This is a genomic window from Aliarcobacter vitoriensis (genome assembly GCF_048320235.1).
In the GTDB taxonomy this organism is placed as follows: domain Bacteria; phylum Campylobacterota; class Campylobacteria; order Campylobacterales; family Arcobacteraceae; genus Aliarcobacter; species Aliarcobacter vitoriensis.
This window is the reverse complement of sequence record NZ_CP182882.1, coordinates 320,949-340,051: the sequence shown is the minus strand read 5'-3', so window position 1 is coordinate 340,051 and position 19,103 is coordinate 320,949. Positions and strand designations below refer to the sequence as shown.

Below are 19,103 nucleotides of genomic sequence, written 5' to 3'. Positions count from 1 at the left end.
TATCTAATTTATATATTTTTCCATATGAACTGTTTGCCAACTATCTTTTTCATCTAAAATTATTTTAAATTGCATTCTTTTCCAGAAATCAAAACCACCTGATAAAAAATAGTGAGTATGCAAATATAGTATTTCATATTTTTGCTTTTTTGCAAAATTTATAGCTTCTTTAAATAGTTTGGTTCCTATTCCTTGTCGTCTGTATTTTTCTTCTACATAACAACGACTAACTTCTGCTATATTTTCATCTTCTTTGTATTGTAAGTTTTTTATTCTAAAATCATATTTAAAAATAGATATACAAGCTATTATTTTATCTTTATTCAAGGCTATAAACATTGCATTTTGTGGATTTTCACACTCTTTGAATAGTTTTTCTTTTAACTCTTCATATCTTTTTGGGTCTATTTTATCACCATAATGGAGTTTGTATTGTTTCCACAAAAATTCTTCTGTAGTTTTTTGTGTATTTTCTTTTACTCTTTGAATAATCACAAATATTTTGTACCTTTTTAAAATTTGATTGGAATAATAGCATTAAAAAGTTGCTTTGTATAGGGGCTTACATCTTTTTGTAAAAAATTATTTACTAAAATATCATCTAAAATCTTTCCATCTTTTATGACTAAAAATCTATCACATAAACTAAAAATAGACTCTAAATTGTGTGTTATAAAAAGATAAGTTATATTATTTTGTTCTTTTATTTTTTTTAGTAAGTTTATAATTTCTATTTGATTTAAAATATCAAGTGAACTTAAAATTTCATCTAAAACTAAAAAATTTGGTTTATTTGCTATGGCTCTTGCTATACAAACTCTTTGTAACTGTCCACCACTAAGTTCATGAGGATATTTTTTTAAAATATTCATTTCAAGTTCAACACTTTTTAAAAGTAAAATAGCATTTTTAATATCAAGTTTTTCATAACTATTCCAAAATGGTTCATTAAGTATTTCATAAACTGTAAGTTTTGGATTTACTGAACTATTATAATCTTGAAAAACAATAGATGCAGTTGGTTTATTGTTTTTTAAAATCTCTCCAGAACTAGCTTTTTCTATTCCTAGAATGATTTTTGCTAGTGTACTTTTGCCACTTCCACTTTCACCAATTATCCCTAGGCAAGAACCTTTTTGTATATCAAAATTTATATTTTCTAAGACTTTTTTATCTTTGTAAGTTTTTGATATATTGATTATTTTAAACATTCATTGAACCTATTGAACAATTTTTTATGAGCCTCTATTAAATATTTTGAGTATTCATTTTGTGGATTTAATAAAATAGATTTTGTATCGTTGTATTCAACTATTTTACCATTTTTCATAACAGCTATATTGTTGGCTAAATGTGAAATAATTCCTAAATCATGAGATACAAAAATAACTGTTTTTTTCTCTTTTTCTTGAAGATTTTTAAAAATATTTAAAATCTCTTTTTGATTTATCATATCAAGAGATGAAGTTGGTTCATCTGCTATTATTATTTTTGAATCTTGAGCAAAAGCAAGAGCAATCATAACTCTTTGTAACATTCCACCACTAAGCTCAAAAGGGTAAGAGTTTAAAACTTTTTCTATATCAGTTAAACCAACTTTCTCAAGCCAAAAATAGCTATCATTTTTTGCATTTTTTAAATCTTTTTTATCAATCAAACTCTCAATGAATTGAGTTTTTATTTTTTCTATTGGATTAAAAGCATTCACTGAATCTTGCATTATCATAGATATTTTTTTACCACATATTTGTTGAATCTGTTTTGGTGAAGCTTTTAAAATATCTAGTTCATCAAAAAATATATTTCCAGTAATTTTGAAATAGTTTGGATTTAAGTCTAAAATTGATTTACAAAGTATAGATTTTCCACTTCCACTTTCTCCAATTATCCCCAACATTTCACCTTGAGTTATTTTTAAATTAATATTTTCTAAAAGATTTTTTTCCTCTTTTTTATTATAAATACAAAGATTTGAAATTTCTAAAATAGTATTCATTTATCAAACCTTTTATTATGTTTTATATCAAAAGCATCTCTTAAACTATCTCCTAAAAAATTAAAAGATGCAACTACAATTAAGATAGAAAGCCCTGCAGGAAACATTAAAGATGGTTCCATGCTTAGCATATTTTTTGCTTCATTTAACATCATTCCCCATTCAGGAGTAGGGGCTTGTATTCCCAATCCCAAAAAAGATAATGCAGAAATACTCAAAATAACCCAACCAGTATCAATTGTAGCTAATACAACTATATCACTAGATATTGAAGGTAGAAGGTGTTTTCTTAAAATTTTATTTGAAGGAATACCTATTGTTTTTGAAAATAAAACATAATTTTTATTTTTGTATTCTAGTACGAAACTATAAGTCATTCTTGTGTACCAAGCAAATTTAGCTATTATTGTGGCTATTATTATATTTTCTATTCCTACTCCCAAAATTCCAACAATAGCGATTATTAAAAGTTCATTTGGAAAAGATAACATAATATCACATACTCTTAATATAAAATTCTCAACTTTTTCAAAATAACCAGCAATTAGCCCAAATATAACTCCCAAGAAGATTGTTATAAACATTGTCAAAAAAGCTAGAAATATTGTTGGATGAATACCATAAATAAGCCTTGAAAATACACATCTTCCTAAGTGGTCTGTTCCTAAAGGATATTCTAGGCTGTAAGATGCAAATTTATTTGCTAAATTTGGTTCTAAAGGATCATTTATTGCAACAAATGGAGCAAAAATTCCTAAAATGATTACTAAAAAAATAATACTTAAAGATACGATAGCTAGTTTATCTTTTAAAAGTTTTTTTATCATCAAATGACCTTTTTTAGTCTAGGGTCAATATATCTAGCTATAATATCTGCAAATAGGTTGAAAAATATAAATAAACAAGACATAAAAAGAATATAAGCTTGAATTATTGGTAAATCTCTGCCAAAAATAGCATGTAAACAAAGACTTCCAAGTCCAGGTAATCCAAATATATTTTCTATTACAACTGTTCCTGCTATAAGCTTTGGAATAGACATTCCTAAGGCTATAATACAAGGAATGATTGCATTTTTTATTATATGGTAATTTATAGTGCTATTTTTTAAACCTCTAGCTTTTGCAAATATTACAAAAGGTTCTTCTTTTGTCTGAATTATCCTATTTCTAAGTAATCTAGCGTAAGTAGAAATATATGCAAAAGATAGTGTAATAGAAGGTAAAATCATACTTTTGTAATTATCAAATCCACTAGTTGGGAGTAGATTAAAGTATAATGAAAATAAGTATATAAGAAGTAATCCTAACCAAAAATTAGGCATTGCAGTTGAAAAAAATAGAAAAAATCTTAATATTTTATCTAATACTTTTCCTTCATTTAAACCACAAATTATTCCTAAGCCAAATCCTACTAACAAAATAAGTATTAGAGTAAAAAAAGCTAAAGTTAAAGTTGTAGGTAGAGCATATAGTATTTCATCTATAACAGGAGATTTTAGACTATAACTTATTCCAAAATCTCCTTTAACAGCATTTTCTAGCCATATTATATATCTTTGTAAAAAAGGTTTATCTAATCCTAATTCTATTCTAACTTCTTCTATTGCCTCTTGCGTTATTGATACATTATTTATTCTAAGTGTTACTTCAGCTGGATCACTAGAACTTAAATTCATCAATGAAAAAGTGATAAAAGATATTATAAAAATTAAAGGAATAAAGATAATAAGTCTTTTTAAAAGATAGAATTTCACCAATTTACCTTATTCAAAAAACATCTTTTCAAATGGAATTTCATATTGAGATATATTAAATTCTACGCCTTTCAAATTTTTAGAAAATACAGCTTTAGTTCTTGAATAACTTAAAGGAATATATACATTTTCATTATGAATATATCTAAAAATATCCGCATACATAGACTTTCTTTTTTTGATATTTGATTCGATTAAGACTTTTTGTATATTTTCATCTAGCCAAGATTTTTTATCTAATCCTAATTGTGCTTGGTAATCTCCATGTGCTGGTAGTCTAAAAGATGAAATATATGATTGTGGATCAGAAGGTACTCCCCAAGAAAGAGAGTATTGTAAATCAAAATCTCCACTTTTTTGTCTATCTAAAAATGCTTGTTTTTCTTCTCCTATGATTTTTAAATCAATTCCAATATTTTTTAAATTACTCTGAATATATTCACTGATAATTTTTTCTTGAGCATTATTGATATTAAAATATAGTTTTAAAGTAAGAGTTTTATCATCTTTTTTTCTTAAAGCAATTTTTTCATCTAAAATCCAACCACTTTCATCTAAAAGTTTTTTTGATTTTTCTAAATCAAAAGTTTTTAATTCTAAAGGTATATCACAATACTCAACTGTTGGTGAAAAAAGTGTATGTGCAATAGTTTCAGAGTTATTTAAAATACCAGAAATAATATCTTCTTTATTTATTGCATATTGTAAAGCAAGTCTTATTTTATTATCATTTAATATCTCTTGTTTTGTATTCAAAAGTATTGCTCGTGAAGCAGTTGGATTGCTTAAAATAGTATTAAATTTATTTTGTTTTTGTAAAACATTAAAAGCATCAATATTTATCATATCTCCATCTGCTCCAAAAATTAAATCTATTTCGCCTTTTTGAAGTGCTAAAAGAATTGTTTGATGATCAGGTAATACTTTCCATTTTACACTATCTAATTTTGCTTTTTCTCCCCAGTAATTTTCATTTTTCTTAAATATTGCAAATTCATTTTTTTTATGTTCACTTAATATAAAAGGACCTGTTCCTATATATTTTGTAACTCCATCTTTTGTTCCACCATTGATAAAATATTGTGGAGCAATAAATCTAAATGGTCTTGTTAAAGCTAGTTCTATTAATGTTGGATAATATGGATTTTTTAATGATAATTTATATGTAAATTCATCTACAACTTCACTTTTTGATATTTGATTTACAAGTTCTAACCAAGCATGTCTTGAACGATTTTCTAATATTGCATCGATATTTTGTTTTACAATATATGCATTAAATTTTGTTCCATCAGTAAATTTTACATCATCTCTTAGATGAAAAATATAAGTTTTCCCTTCATCTAATATTTCCCAACTTGAAGCTAACCATGGTTTTATATCTCCAGCTGTGTTTATAACTAAAGGTTCAAATACCATATTTTGTGCAGACATTTCACCACTATATAAATGAGGATTTATAATTCTAATATCTTTTGTACTTGCATAAACTAACTCTTTTTTTTTATTTGTATTGTTTTCATTACAAGCAGATATAAAAAAAGTTATAAGTAGTATAAATGAAAGTATAAATAATTTTTTCATGATTTCCTTATAGGCTTTTTGAAGTGGCTAGTATTATTATATAATTTTCCTTAAATCCTATTTTAGAGGCAGTATATGAGATATAAAATAATATTTTAAGTTTATTTATAGTGTTAAAAGAGAGTTTTGAAAATTTAAAAAGAGAAGATTTATCTTCTCTTTTTAATTATTAACCAATAATTTTGTTTAATGTAGTAGATGGTCTCATAACATTTGAAGTTTTTTCATCATCAAATAGATAGTATCCACCAGTATCAACAGATTTTCCTTGAACTTCAGTAAGCTCTTTTAAAATTTGTGCTTCATTGTCATTCATAGTTTTTGCAATTGGAGTAAATTCAGCTTTAAGTTCAGCATCATCATTTTGTGAAGCTAACTCATTTGCCCAATACATTGCTAAATAGAAATGGCTTCCTCTATTATCGATACTTCCAATTTTTCTAGCTGGAGATTTGTCATTTAAAAGGAAAGTTCCTGTTGCATCATCTAAAGTTTTAGCTAAAACAGCAGCTTTTTTATTGTTTTGAGTATTAGCTAAGTGATCAAACGAAGCAGCAAGTGCCATAAATTCACCTAAACTATCCCATCTTAAGTAGTTTTCTTCTTGAAGTTGTTGTACGTGTTTAGGAGCAGATCCACCAGCACCTGTTTCAAATAATCCACCACCTTGCATTAAAGGAACAATAGATAACATTTTAGCAGATGTTCCAAGCTCTAAAATAGGGAATAGGTCAGTATTATAATCTCTAAATACATTTCCAGTAACTGAAATAGTATCAAGACCTTTTCTCATTCTATCTAAAGAGTATTGAATGGCATCATCTGGAGCTTTAATAGATATTTCAAGACCACTTAAATCATAATCTTTTAAATATTTTTCAACTTTAGCTATCATTTGTGCATCATGACCTCTAGCTTTATCTAGCCAAAATACTGCAGGAGTATTTGATAATTTTGCTCTATTAACTGCAAGTTTTACCCAATCTTTAATTGGTTCATCTTTAGTTTGGCACATTCTGAAAATATCACCGTTATCTACATCAAAACTAAATACAGTAACACCCTCTTTATTTGTAACTACAATTTTTCCATCAGCTTTAGCTTGGAAAGTTTTATCATGGCTTCCATACTCTTCAGCTTTTTTAGCCATAAGTCCAACATTTGGAACTGAACCCATAGTTTTTGGATCTAATGCACCATGTTTTTTGCAATCTTCAATAACAACTTGATAAGTTGTAGCATAGCATCTATCTGGAATCATTGCTAAAGTATCTTCTTCTTTATCTTCTTTATTCCACATTTTTCCACCACCTCTAATCATAGCAGGCATAGAAGCATCTATAATTACATCAGAAGGTACGTGTAAATTTGTGATACCTTTTGCAGAGTTTACCATTGCAAGTCTTGGTTGAACAGCATAAACAGCATCAATATCAGCTAAAATTTCAGCTCTTTTTGCATCATCAACTTTGTCTAATTTTGAGTATAAATCACCTAAACCATTGTTGAAATTTACACCGATTTTATCAAAAGTTTCACCATGTTTAGCAATTAAATCTTTGAAATAAACTTTTACAGCAAATCCAAACATAATTGGATCAGAAACTTTCATCATTGTAGCTTTTAAGTGTAAAGACAGTAATACATCTCTTTTTTTAGCTTCATCAATTCCTTTTTGATAGAACTCTTGTAAAGCTTTTGCAGACATTTTAGTAGCATCAACAACTTCACCATTTTCTAAAGGTAAAGATGCTTTTAAAACTGTTTCATTTCCAGATTTATCAATAAATGCAATTTTAAAGTTATCTTCTTTATTTAAAGTTGTAGAAACTTCTGTTCCAAAAAAATCGTTTGCATTCATATGAGCAACATCAGTTTTTGAATCTTTTTTCCACTCACCCATTCTATGCGGGTTATTTTTAGCATAATTTTTAACAGCACCAGGAGCTCTTCTATCTGAATTTCCTTCTCTTAATACTGGATTAACAGCACTTCCTAAAATTTTTGAATATTTTGCATTTACTTCTTCACTAGAGTCATAATTTGGAATATCATAACCTTTTGATTGTAATTCAGCAATAGCAGCTTTTAATTGAGGAATTGAAGCTGAAACATTTGGTAACTTTATAATATTTGCATTTGGATCTTGAGTCATATCACCAAGTTCTGCTAATGCATCACCAATTTTTTGTTCAGGTTTTAATTTTTCAGGGAAAGTTGCGATAATTCTTCCTGCAAGTGAAATATCTTTTTGTACCATTTCAATACCAGAGCTTTTTGTGAAAGCTTTAATAATTGGTAAAAAAGAGTAAGTTGCTAAAGCTGGTGCTTCATCAACTTTTGTGTAAATGATTTGTGCCATGTTTTATCCTAAATTGTAAATTTGATATGTCGTGATTTTAACTATATTTATATTTAAGAATATTGAATTTGCTTATATTTCTTAGTGTGAATATTTGATTGTTTCAAATATTCACATCTAATTTACACTGTTGAATAAATCTTTTATTGATGGGGCTTTTTGATTTGTTATATCATTTTTCATAATATCTATTGCTTCATTATCTATATCATTAGGAGTATCATTAACTTTTGTATATGTTTTTTCAACACCAACATTTGCCTGAATATTTGTTTGATGTTCTTCATAACTATTTGCAAATTTATGAAGACCTGTTTTATTATCTCTTACAAAGTACAAGTAGCTACTTTTTACAGGGAAAATAGCAGCTTTTATAGAGTCAAGGCTTACTGCACAAACTGGATTTTTAGGTAAACCTTTATTTTTATAGGTATTGTATGAACTATTGTCATTTCTTATTCTATCGGCTGTTACAACACTATTTGAATATTTCCCATAGTTTAATGTTCCATCCATTTGAAGTGGCATTCCTCTTTTAAGACGATTGTGGATAACACTTGCAACTATTGGCATTTCATTTCTTGTTGCTGCTTCTTTTTGTATAACTGAAGCTAAAGTTATATAGTTAAACCATTTATCTTTATCATAAATTCCAAATATTTTTTTTGAGAACTCTTCATATTTTCTGTTTGTTTGTGAGAATAGGTAGAAAATTATATACTCTTCATTCATTCCAACTGGTAAAGAATAAGTATCAGCAAGTATATTTCCATCTAGTTTATATGAATGTTCATTGTATATTTTTGTTAATTTTTCCTCATCTAAATTAAACTCATTTGCTATTTTTTTTAAGAAAAAATAAGAAGTTTCTCCAGGAATTAAAGTAACAGTTTTTAAAGCAGCTTTAGAAGTTAGTAATTTTATTAGAAAATCCATTTTTGTTAATCTATTTTGTTCAATATCAATCCAACCACTTTGTATAAATCCACCAGTTTTTAAAATAATTTCATCAATTATATTCATTTCGTAACCATTTTTATTTAAGTGTGTTATAATATTGCTAGTGCTACCTTTTGGTATATACAGAATTTTTGTAGATACAACTGGCAAAGTTAGATAATAAAGTACCATAATAAAAGCTATAAGGAAAAAATATATAGTGTTAAAAAACATCAAAATCTTAATATTTGTATCATTTTTTCTTTTAATATTTTTAATGTTTTCTATTCTATTTTCTGGTATCAAAATAAACTCTTTTCATATTTTTAATTTTAAAGTTTCGCAATTCTATATAAAATTGGATAAAAAACTGATTGTTAGTGTTGAAGACATAGAGTATAAATCAAAAAAGAGTGAAGTGAGTTCTTCTTTTGAAGATATAAAGAATAATATTGAACTTTTACCAACTTTCTTAAAATATTTCGAGAAAATAGATATAAAAAACTTAAATATAAATGGAAATAGTTTTAAAATATTGTTTGATGATGAAGAGTTTAAAATAGATAATAAATTTATAACCTTAAATTCTAAAATTGATATTTCCTCAAAAACTGTAAATTTTGATATTTCATCTTTATATTTAAAAGATTATGAAGTTTTATTTAAAGGTAAAGCCATAATTAATTATTTTGATGAAGAATTAAAATACTTTGGAGATGTTTTTTATAAAAATATTGCTACAAAAACAAATATTGATATTACAAGAAAAAAACTTTCATTTTTTACAAGAAGTGAATATTTTGAAAATCTACATTTTTTAAAACCTTTTTTAGATTTATATGAAGTTGCAAATGAGTGGATATATGATAATGTAATAGGGGATTTTAAAGTAGATTGGTTATATGGAGAGTTTGATTTAGAAAAACAAGAGCTAATATCTAAAACTTTAAAAGGTGATGCCCATATAAAAAATGCAAAGATAAAATTTGAGCCAACTTTAGAAGAAATTATGACAAATAATGTAAAAGTAAATTATAAAAATGATACTTTGAGTTTTGATTTGATTGAAGCAAAATATAAAAATAAAAACTTAGAAAATAGTTTTGTTAAAATAGAAAATTTAACAGATGAAGATAATGGAAAAGTTTTAGTAAATATTGAAGCAAAAACTGCTTTAGATAAAGATATTTTAGATATTTTAAAAGCTTATAATATCTCTTTACCTATCTTACAAAAAAACGGGCAAACAAATGCAAAACTCCTTTTAGATATTCCTTATTCTGCACATTTACCAATGACGACAAAAGGTAACTTTGAAGTTCTTAAATCAGATATTTTTATAGATGATTTTCATTTTAAAACAAATAGTGCAAATGTAATTTTAGATAATAATCAACTTTATATAAATGATGCTAGTTTTCTATATGAAAATATGATAGATGCAAATGGAAATATAAATCTTGATTTAGATAGTTTAAAAGCCAATGGCAATATAAAAATAAATAAACTATTAATAAAAAGCAATAAAGATGAAGAAATTTTAAATATAAAAGATAAATCAACACAAATTTTTATGGATTTTAATAAAAATGTACTTATATATTTGGATGATTTAAAAACGACAGTTAATTATGATGAGTTACTTACTATAAAAATTGACGATATATCTAAAATTTATAATTATTCAGATACTTTAAAGTCAAATTCTATCAAAAATGGAAACTTAAGTTTAAAAATCATTGATGATAAAGAAATAGATTTTGAAGGCTCTTTGAAAGGTTTTGATTTACCAATAAAGAAAGATACAAAAGATGTAACGATGTTGGATATTGTAGGAAATATTAAAGATGATACTGTTTTTATAGCTTCAAAAGACAACTCTATACAACTTGAAATAAAAGATGAAATATCTATATATTTAGATGAGTATGATATATTTTATGATACGAATAATAAGCAAAATATGAATATTTCTCAAAACTTACATATATATTTAAAAAATACAAATCTAAATGTAAGTGGGGAAATATATAAAATCAAAGATGCAAAAATTGATGTAAAAAAAGATTTAATATCTTTTGAAGCTATGATAAAAGAGTTAGATTTACCTATAAAAAAAGATGATAAAAACATAAAAGATATAAAAATTATTGGAAAATATGAAAATGGAGTTTTAAATTTACATTCAGAAGATAAAAATCTATTTTTGACAATTCAAGATGAAAATTATAGTATAAAACTAGATGGATATGATATATATTATGATACAAAAAATAGTGATAAATATAGTAAATTAGAGACTATAAATATAATAGGAGTAAATTCTAAAATAGTTTTAAACCATAAAAATAGAGTTTTATCCGATTTTTACGAAATAGATTTGGATAAAAATAGGAAATTTGCATATTTGGAATATGAAGATAGTAAGATGAGTTTTACACAAAATAGTGATCATATAAATATATATATTGCAAAAGCAAAAGAAAATTTTATAAATGCACTATTTAATCAAGATATTATGAGTGGAGGAAAACTAGATTTTTACGCAAATGGAACTCTTGATAGCTTAAAAGGAAAGATGTTAATACGACAAAGTAATATAAAAAATTTATCAATTTTAAGTAATATTATGTTCTTTTTAGAAAGCTCTCCAGCTTTACTAAATCCGTTTTTAGCTATACCGTCTGTTTTTGGAATAAATCAACTAGGAGCTTATCAGATAAAAGAAGGTGTTTTAGATTTTGAGTACAACAATAAGAGTAACATCTTGGATATAAAAAGTTTACACACTGCTGGAAATGGAATAGATTTTGAAGGTAGTGGAATTGTAAATCTTGATACGAATCAGATTAATTCTAAATTAAAACTCATATTTTTAAAAAGTTATAGTTCTATTGTTGAGTATATTCCACTTGTAAACTATATTTTATTGGGTGAAGACAATAGAGTTGAAACACAAATAAATATAAGTGGAGATTTAAATAATCCAGTTATTAATACAAATCTATTAAAAGATGGATTCAATGCGCCAGTAAATATATTTAAAAGAATATTTAAAACCCCATCAAATTTTATAAATAATTTTAATACTAAAAACAATTAGGTTACTTTATTCCAAAACTAAAAAAGTCTTGGAATATCTATTTTAAATTTTATTCATTTCTTAATACATCAATAACATCTATTTTTGTAGCACGACTTGCTGGATAAAAAGATGATAAAAGAACTATAATAACTGCTCCAATAACAATAGATATAAAATCACTCATAGCTAAATCAAGTGGTAATTTTGCACTTCCATAAACATCAGCTGGTAAAGATACAATATCAAAAGTATCTAAAAACCAATAACCAATAAATCCTAGAATAATCCCAGTAATAATTCCACTAAATCCAATGATAGTACCAACTCTTAAAAATATTGATTTTATCTCTTTTGTTGTTGCTCCCATAGATAAAAGTAGGGCTATTTCTTTTCTTCTACTCATAACTGTCATAAGTAAAGATGATATTATATTTAAAGATGCAACTAAAATAATAAGCATTAAAACTATAAATAGAGCTGTTTTTTCCATCTTCATAGCGGCAAAGAAGTTTCCATTTTGTTGCCACCAACCAACAACACCAACATTTTTATCTTTTAAAAAGACTCTTAATTTTTCTATATCTTCAAAAGCATTGTTTGAATGAATATGTATGCCATCATAAATATTTTCATCTTTTTGTAGTAGAGTTTGCAAAGCTTCTATTGAAGTGTACATATAAGCTTTATCATAAGCACTAAGACCAGAAGAAAAAGATGTAAGATAGTTAAATCTTTTCATTTTTGGCATCAAAGAAAAACCAGCTGGATTTAGCTCTGTAAAATACAAAGTTACTTTGCTATCATTTGATAAAAGAAGTTTATCACTTATTCCTATACCAGTTATCAAATCAAATTTATTTAGTTCAAAGTCATTTAAGGCTTCTTTGAAAATAGGATTTATTTCTGATTCATTTTGTGCATTTACTCCAAAAATCATACCTCCGCTCATATTACTTCCATTTTGAATAATAGCTTGAGTAGATATAAATGCAGAAAATTTTAAATCTTTAAATTCATTTTGTAATTCAACTAAAAGGTTTTCATTTACACTATTTGATGTTTTAGCATAAATTGTAAGAGGATAATTCATAGTAAAAAGTTTTCTTTCAAACTCTTTTGCAGTTCCATTCATAATTGCCATAGACAGGATAAGTACCATAACTCCAATAGCAACTCCAATAAATGCCAAAATAGCACTTATTGAAATAAATGGATTTTTTTTATCAAATCTTAGGTATTTTTTAACTATAAAATTAACTAATTGCTTATTCAAATTAGTTTCCTGCAACTAAACCTTTTTTAGGTCCACTCTTTCCACAACATTGTTTATATTTCAATCCGCTTCCACAAGGACAAGGTTCATTTCTAGCTATTTTCTTTTCGCTACTTTTTACAGCTTCTTGGGCTAAGTTTGTAGTTATATGTTCATTTGCTTTTTCCATAGATTCTTTCATTCTTTGTAAAGCTTCTTGCTCTTTTTGTCTATCATCTTTACTTTGAAGTTGTACAGCAAATAAAATTTTTATAATCTCTAATTTTATATTTGAGATTAATTCAATAAACATATTATAAGACTCTTTTTTGTATTCAACAAGCGGATCTTTTTGATTGTAACCTCTTAATCCAATACCAGTTTTTAAAGTATCCATAGCATATAAGTGTTCTCTATAAGCATTATCTAAAATCTGAAGATATAAAACTTTTTCTATCTCATTTTTTTGTTTTAAATCAACAGCATTCATTTTGTTTTCATAAGTATCTTTTAAAATAGATATAAGTTTTTCTTCTAAATCTTGATAATTCTCACTTTTTATATCGTCAGATTCAATTATAAAGTGTAAATCTTCTTTTAATTTTGCAATTATAAATTCATAGTCAAAATCTTCAGGAGAAGTTGAGTGAGTAATGTTTGCATCAGATAATAAGTTTAGTACATATTCAACTCTATTTTCATCTATTTTTGAAGTAATATCAAAATTTTCACTCAATAAATCATTTCTAAAGTTATAGATTACTTTTCTTTGTTCATTTGCAACATCATCATATTCAAGTAAGTGTTTTCTACTTTCAAAGTGCATAGACTCAACTTTCTTTTGTGCATTTTCAACAGCTCTTGTTACCATTTTTGACTCTATAAATTCACCTTCTTGAATACCAAGTCTTTCCATGATATTTTTTATTCTATCGCTTCCAAAAATTCTTAAAAGATTATCTTCTAAACTTAGATAAAATTGTGATTCTCCAACATCTCCTTGTCTACCACTTCTTCCTCTTAGCTGATTGTCTATTCTTCTACTTTCATGTCTTTCTGTACCAATGATAGCTAATCCACCTAAAGCTAAAATTTCATGAGTTAGTTTAATATCAACTCCTCTTCCAGCCATATTTGTAGCAATAGTAACTGCCCCTTTTTGACCAGCATCAGCGATAATTTTACCTTCTTTTTCGTGCTGTTTTGCATTTAATACAGTGTGTGGTATTTTTTTATCAACTAAAATCTTATGAAGTTTTTCACTTTTTTCAATACTTGCAGTTCCCACAAGTACTGGTTGTCCTTTTTCATGATACTCTTTTATTTTAAGACAAACTGCTTCAAATTTCTCTCTTTCACTTTTATATATTAAATCACTTTTATCAACTCTTTTGATTGGAACATTTGTAGGTATAGATACAACATCAAGCTTATAAATTTGTGCAAATTCTGTTGCTTCTGTTTGAGCAGTTCCTGTCATACCAGCGAGTTTTTTATACATTCTAAAGTAGTTTTGGTAAGTTGTATCAGCTAAAGTTTGACTCTCATCCTGAATAGTAACTTTTTCTTTTGCTTCAAGTGCTTGATGTAAACCTTCACTAAATCTTCTTCCTTCACTTAATCTTCCCGTGAACTCATCAACAATTATGATTTGATCTTCTTTTACAACATAATCAACATCTTTTTGGAAAATATAATTCGCTTTTAATGCTTGATCAAGAGAGTGTGAAAGCATAGCATTTTCAATAGAGTATAAGTTATCAACTCCAAAAAGTTCTTCAGCTTTTATATGTCCTTGTTCAGTTAAACTTACAGTTCTATTTTTTTCATCAACTACAAAATCTCCAGTAGTTGTAGGTTTTTCTGCAGCACTTTTTGGCTCTATCAGTTCACCTTTTTGTAGTTTTAATGCTATTTCATTTGCTTTTACATAGTTTGAATTTTTATGATTTGTTGGTCCAGAAATGATTAAAGGAGTTCTAGCTTCATCAATTAAAATAGAATCTACTTCATCAACTATTACAAAGTTATGACCTCTTTGAACTTTATCTTTTATATCGTAAACCATATTGTCTCTTAAAAAATCAAATCCTAAAGAGCTATTTGTAGCATAAGTAATATCGCAATTGTATTGATTTCTTCTCTCTACATCATCTTTTATACCATCTGTTAAAGCACCAACACTAAAACCTAAAAATTCATAAAGTGGTTTTAATTCATTTGCATCACGACTTGCCAAATAGTCATTTACTGTTACAACATGTACACCTTTTCCACTTAAAGCATTTAAACATACAGCTATACTTCCAACTAGAGTTTTTCCTTCTCCTGTTTTCATCTCTGCTATTCTTCCCTCATTTAAAACCATAGCACCGATTAATTGAACATCATAAGGTCGCATACCTAAAACTCTTTTACTAGCTTCTCTAGTTATTGCAAAAGCTTCTTTTAAAACATCATCTAATGATTTTCCTTCATTTTGTACAATTTGTTTTAATTTATTAAATCCATTTTTAAGTTCTTCATCACTTAAATTTTCATAATTTTTTTCTAATGCAGTTATCTCACTTGCTCGTTTTCTATATTTTTTTACAACTCTATCATTTTTTGTACCAAAAACTTTTGAAAAAACATTTAACATAAAATTAGTTCCTTTTCGTTATAATGAGAAAGATTATATAAAAAAAAAGGTTAAAAAATGTTTTATAAATATATATTTGCTACGGTTGTGCTATCAATTTTTGCTTTTGCAGCAAGTGATATTAAAAATCTAAAAACTTTTCAAGCGCAATTCACTCAAACTATAACATCAAATTCAAGTGATGTGATACTCTATAAAGGACAAGTTTTTATAAAAAGTAGTGGAAAGATTTTGTGGAAATATAAAACACCAGTTGAAAAAAATGTATATATAGACAATAATTCAGCAATAGTCGATGAACCTGAACTTGAACAAGCCATTTTTACAAAACTTGAAAATGAGATAAATATTATACAACTTTTAAAAGATGCTAAAAAAATAGATAACAATAAATATTCTTCTAAAATAGATAGTGTTCAATATCTGATTTTTACAAAAAATAATAAAATAGAAAAAATTAGTTACGAAGATAATTTGGAAAATAGTGTAGAAATAAATTTTTCAAATATTATCCAAGATGAAGATATATCAGACTCTATTTTTATATTTTCAATCCCTAGCAATTATGATTTAATAAGAAAATAGATACAATTTCAGCAAAGGTAGATTAGACGATAGCTTGATTTCAAGAGGAAAGTCCGTGCTACAGTGAAGCAAGGTTCCATCTAACGGATGGCTAGAGTAATCTAAGGGATAGTGCAACAGAAAGTAAACAGCCAGTTTTGGTGATGGTGAAACGGTAGAGTAAGAGCCTACCAGCAAATTGAGTAATCTTTTTGGCTATGTAAACCCAACTTGTAGCAAGAAGACATGGTATAAGCTTCACATTTTTCTCGTCTTCGCAAGAGTATTAAAGTAATTTAATACCTAGATAAATTATTGTCAAATACAGAACACGGCTTATAATCTACCTTTTATTCTAACTTAAACCAAGACTTAATAAATCTTTTAGTAAAATTATTATTACCCAAACATTAATACATTAGGAGTATATATGAAAAACTTATCTATAAGATTTAAGCTTTTAGCGATTGTAATTGTTACAATTATATTAGTGTCTACTATAATAGCTACAAAATCTATCTATGAAGTTAATAATTTAACTGCTCAAAATATTGAAGAATATAAAAATAGAGCATTAAATTCAGGTATAGATGAGATGAAAAACTATACTGAATTTGCATTAAATATTGCAAAAGATGCTTATGAAAAAGCGAAAATTGAGAATGTAAAAGAGAGAAAAGGGGCTTATTTAAAATCTCAAACTGATTTTTTATTTGCAATGATTACAGAAATATACGAGAAGCAAAAAAATCATCTTTCTGAAGCTGAACTAAAAAAATTGATTTTAGATGCTATTGGTTCTGTAAGATATGGTGAAGAAAATGATTATTTTTTTGTATATGATAAAAATTCTACTATTTTAAAGCTTCCTTTAACACCTGAAAGAGAAGGAACTAAAAATAATGGAAAACATATTTTAGAATTTATTAGAACTGCTTTTGAAAAAGGGGAAGGCTTTGTACCTTATGATCAAGTAATCCCTGGAAAACAACCACGTGCAAAATTGTCTAATGTTAGATTGTTTGCTCCGTATGGTTGGGTTGTTGGAACAGGTGTTTATATAGATAATGAAGAACAAGAGTTAAAGAAAAAAGCTTTAGAAGATATTTCTAAAATTAGATTTGGAGAAGATGGTTATTTCTTTGTATATAACTATGACGGTACAAATATAATGCATCCAATAAATCCTGCTTTAGTTGGTAAAAATCTAATAGATAATAAAAGTCAAAAAGGTATTTATTATATAAAAGATTTAATAGAAGTTGCTAAAAAGGGTGGAGGAACAGTTATATTTGATTTCACAAAAACTAAAGATGATCCAAAATTATATGATAAAATTGGATACGCAGATGGTTTACAAGAGTGGCAATGGATGATTGGAACAGGTATTTATACTGATAATATTGATAAAAATGTAGCGATTATGCAAGAACATTCAAATCAAAAAATTGCTTCAATTATTTTTGGAATTGTAATTATTGCTGCTATTGTTTCTATTGTTTTAATAGCACTTATATCATTTCTTATTACAAAAAATATTATTTCTCCATTAGAAAAATTTGAAAATGGTCTTTTAGGATTCTTTAAATATTTAAATAAAGAAAATAAAGATGTTCAATCAATAGATATAATAGCCGAAGATGAAATAGGTGTTATGGCAAAAGTCGTTAATGAAAATATTATCAAAACAAGTAGATTATTGAAAGAAGATGATGATTTAATTAAAAATGTTAAAGAAGTTATTAACGAAATAAACAAAGGAAATTTAAGAAATAGAATAGAAAAAACTACTGGAAATGAGAGTTTAGAAGAACTTAAAAATATTCTAAACGAGATGTTAGAACTTATATCTAAAAAAGTAAATAATGACTTAGTGGTAATTGATGAAGTTTTAAAAAAATATGAAAAAATGGATTTTAGAGCTAGAATTGAAAATCCAGTTGGAGAAGTAGCAAAAGAGATAAATGAATTAGCGGAAACTATCAATCATCTTCTTTTAGAAAATAAAGTGAATGGACTTACACTTGAAGAGAGTTCAAAAATTCTTCTATCTAATGTAAATAACTTAAATATAAGTTCAAATGAAGCAGCAGCCTCTTTGGAAGAGACAGCAGCAGCACTTGAAGAGATAACTTCAAATATAAGAAATACAACACAAAATATTGCAAAGATGTCAAATCTTTCAAATGAAGTAACAAATTCTTCAAAAATTGGTGAAGAATTGGCAAATAAAACAACAATAGCAATGGATGAAATAAATACACAAGTAAATCTGGTGAATGATGCAATAAGTGTAATAGATAATATAGCATTCCAAACAAATATATTATCTTTAAATGCAGCAGTAGAAGCAGCAACAGCAGGTGAAGCAGGAAAAGGGTTCGCAGTTGTAGCTCAAGAAGTAAGAAATTTAGCTTCAAGAAGTGCAGAAGCAGCTAAAGAGATAAAAGATATAGTTGAACTTGCAACATTAAAAGCAAATGAAGGTAAAAATATAGCAACGACTATGATTGAAGGTTATAAAGGATTAAATGATTCAATAACTCAAACAACAACTTTAATATCAGATATAGAGATGTCAAGTAAAGAGCAGTTAGTTGGAATAGAACAAATAAATGATGCAGTTAATCAACTTGACCGTCAAACACAACAAAATGCTATGATTGCTTCACAAACACATGATATTTCTATGGTTACAGATAATATAGCAAAAGAGATAGTAAATGAGGCAAATTCAAAAGATTTCATAGGGAAAGATAGTGCTAAAGCAAAAGAGTTTGAAACAAAAACTATGGTTTTGAATAATAGCCAAGTTCAAAAAAAAATAAGAACTGATAAAAATAAAAAAGAGATACACAAAGAGATATCACCTGATGATAACGAATGGGAAAGCTTCTAAATTAAATATACTTAAGAACTAGGAA

At 26.4% G+C, this 19,103-nt stretch carries 13 protein-coding genes and 1 other RNA gene; 4 read left to right on the top strand and 10 right to left on the bottom strand.

The window, feature by feature from the left end; translation table 11 throughout:
• Positions 1–3: 3 nt before the first annotated feature.
• From ACNSOS_RS01675 to mltG, 8 genes are all read right to left on the bottom strand, one after another.
• A complete protein-coding gene (locus ACNSOS_RS01675; protein ID WP_418185707.1) occupies positions 4–495 on the bottom strand; it encodes a GNAT family N-acetyltransferase in 492 nt (163 codons plus the stop codon).
• 17 nt (positions 496–512) lie between these two features.
• Positions 513–1,211, bottom strand: a complete 699-nt coding sequence (locus ACNSOS_RS01670) for an ABC transporter ATP-binding protein (protein WP_418185706.1) — start codon at positions 1,209–1,211, stop codon at positions 513–515.
• The gene (locus ACNSOS_RS01665) at positions 1,199–1,996 is read right to left on the bottom strand and encodes an ABC transporter ATP-binding protein (RefSeq protein ID WP_418185705.1); all 798 of its coding nucleotides are present in this window, start codon (positions 1,994–1,996) and stop codon (positions 1,199–1,201) included. The genes ACNSOS_RS01670 and ACNSOS_RS01665 overlap by 13 nt, the downstream gene beginning before the upstream one ends.
• The gene (gene opp1C, locus ACNSOS_RS01660; RefSeq protein ID WP_418185704.1) at positions 1,993–2,823 is read right to left on the bottom strand and encodes a nickel/cobalt ABC transporter permease; all 831 of its coding nucleotides are present in this window, start codon (positions 2,821–2,823) and stop codon (positions 1,993–1,995) included. Before opp1C ends, ACNSOS_RS01665 begins: the two co-directional genes overlap by 4 nt.
• Positions 2,823–3,752, bottom strand: a complete 930-nt coding sequence (opp1B, locus tag ACNSOS_RS01655; RefSeq protein WP_418185703.1) for a nickel/cobalt ABC transporter permease — start codon at positions 3,750–3,752, stop codon at positions 2,823–2,825. The genes opp1C and opp1B overlap by 1 nt, the downstream gene beginning before the upstream one ends.
• A gap of 9 nt (positions 3,753–3,761) precedes the next feature.
• A complete protein-coding gene (gene nikA / locus ACNSOS_RS01650; protein WP_418185702.1) occupies positions 3,762–5,336 on the bottom strand; it encodes a nickel ABC transporter substrate-binding protein in 1,575 nt (524 codons plus the stop codon).
• 169 nt (positions 5,337–5,505) lie between these two features.
• Entirely contained in the window at positions 5,506–7,698 is a 2,193-nt protein-coding gene (locus ACNSOS_RS01645) for an NADP-dependent isocitrate dehydrogenase (RefSeq protein WP_418185701.1), read from the bottom strand.
• 117 nt (positions 7,699–7,815) lie between these two features.
• A complete protein-coding gene (mltG, locus tag ACNSOS_RS01640; protein WP_235826975.1) occupies positions 7,816–8,829 on the bottom strand; it encodes an endolytic transglycosylase MltG in 1,014 nt (337 codons plus the stop codon).
• 28 nt (positions 8,830–8,857) lie between these two features.
• Between mltG and ACNSOS_RS01635 the strand changes: the two genes are divergently transcribed.
• Positions 8,858–11,740, top strand: a complete 2,883-nt coding sequence (locus ACNSOS_RS01635) for an AsmA-like C-terminal domain-containing protein (RefSeq protein WP_418185700.1) — start codon at positions 8,858–8,860, stop codon at positions 11,738–11,740.
• A 49-nt stretch (positions 11,741–11,789) separates the two neighbouring features.
• Here ACNSOS_RS01635 and ACNSOS_RS01630 read toward each other — a convergent pair whose 3' ends face one another.
• Positions 11,790–12,995, bottom strand: coding sequence for an ABC transporter permease (locus ACNSOS_RS01630; protein ID WP_418185699.1), 1,206 nt, complete (start codon positions 12,993–12,995; stop codon positions 11,790–11,792).
• Position 12,996: 1 nt separating this feature from the next.
• Positions 12,997–15,615, bottom strand: a complete 2,619-nt coding sequence (gene secA / locus ACNSOS_RS01625) for a preprotein translocase subunit SecA (protein ID WP_418185698.1) — start codon at positions 15,613–15,615, stop codon at positions 12,997–12,999.
• 57 nt (positions 15,616–15,672) lie between these two features.
• Between secA and lolA the strand changes: the two genes are divergently transcribed.
• From lolA to ACNSOS_RS01610, 3 genes are all read left to right on the top strand, one after another.
• Positions 15,673–16,200, top strand: a complete 528-nt coding sequence (gene lolA, locus ACNSOS_RS01620) for a LolA-like outer membrane lipoprotein chaperone (protein ID WP_113894660.1) — start codon at positions 15,673–15,675, stop codon at positions 16,198–16,200.
• 14 nt (positions 16,201–16,214) lie between these two features.
• Positions 16,215–16,533, top strand: an RNA gene (gene rnpB, locus ACNSOS_RS01615) — RNase P RNA component class A.
• Positions 16,534–16,609: 76 nt separating this feature from the next.
• Complete coding sequence (locus ACNSOS_RS01610; RefSeq protein ID WP_418185697.1) at positions 16,610–19,078, top strand: methyl-accepting chemotaxis protein; 2,469 nt, start codon at positions 16,610–16,612, stop codon at positions 19,076–19,078.
• The last annotated feature ends 25 nt before the right edge of the window (positions 19,079–19,103 follow it).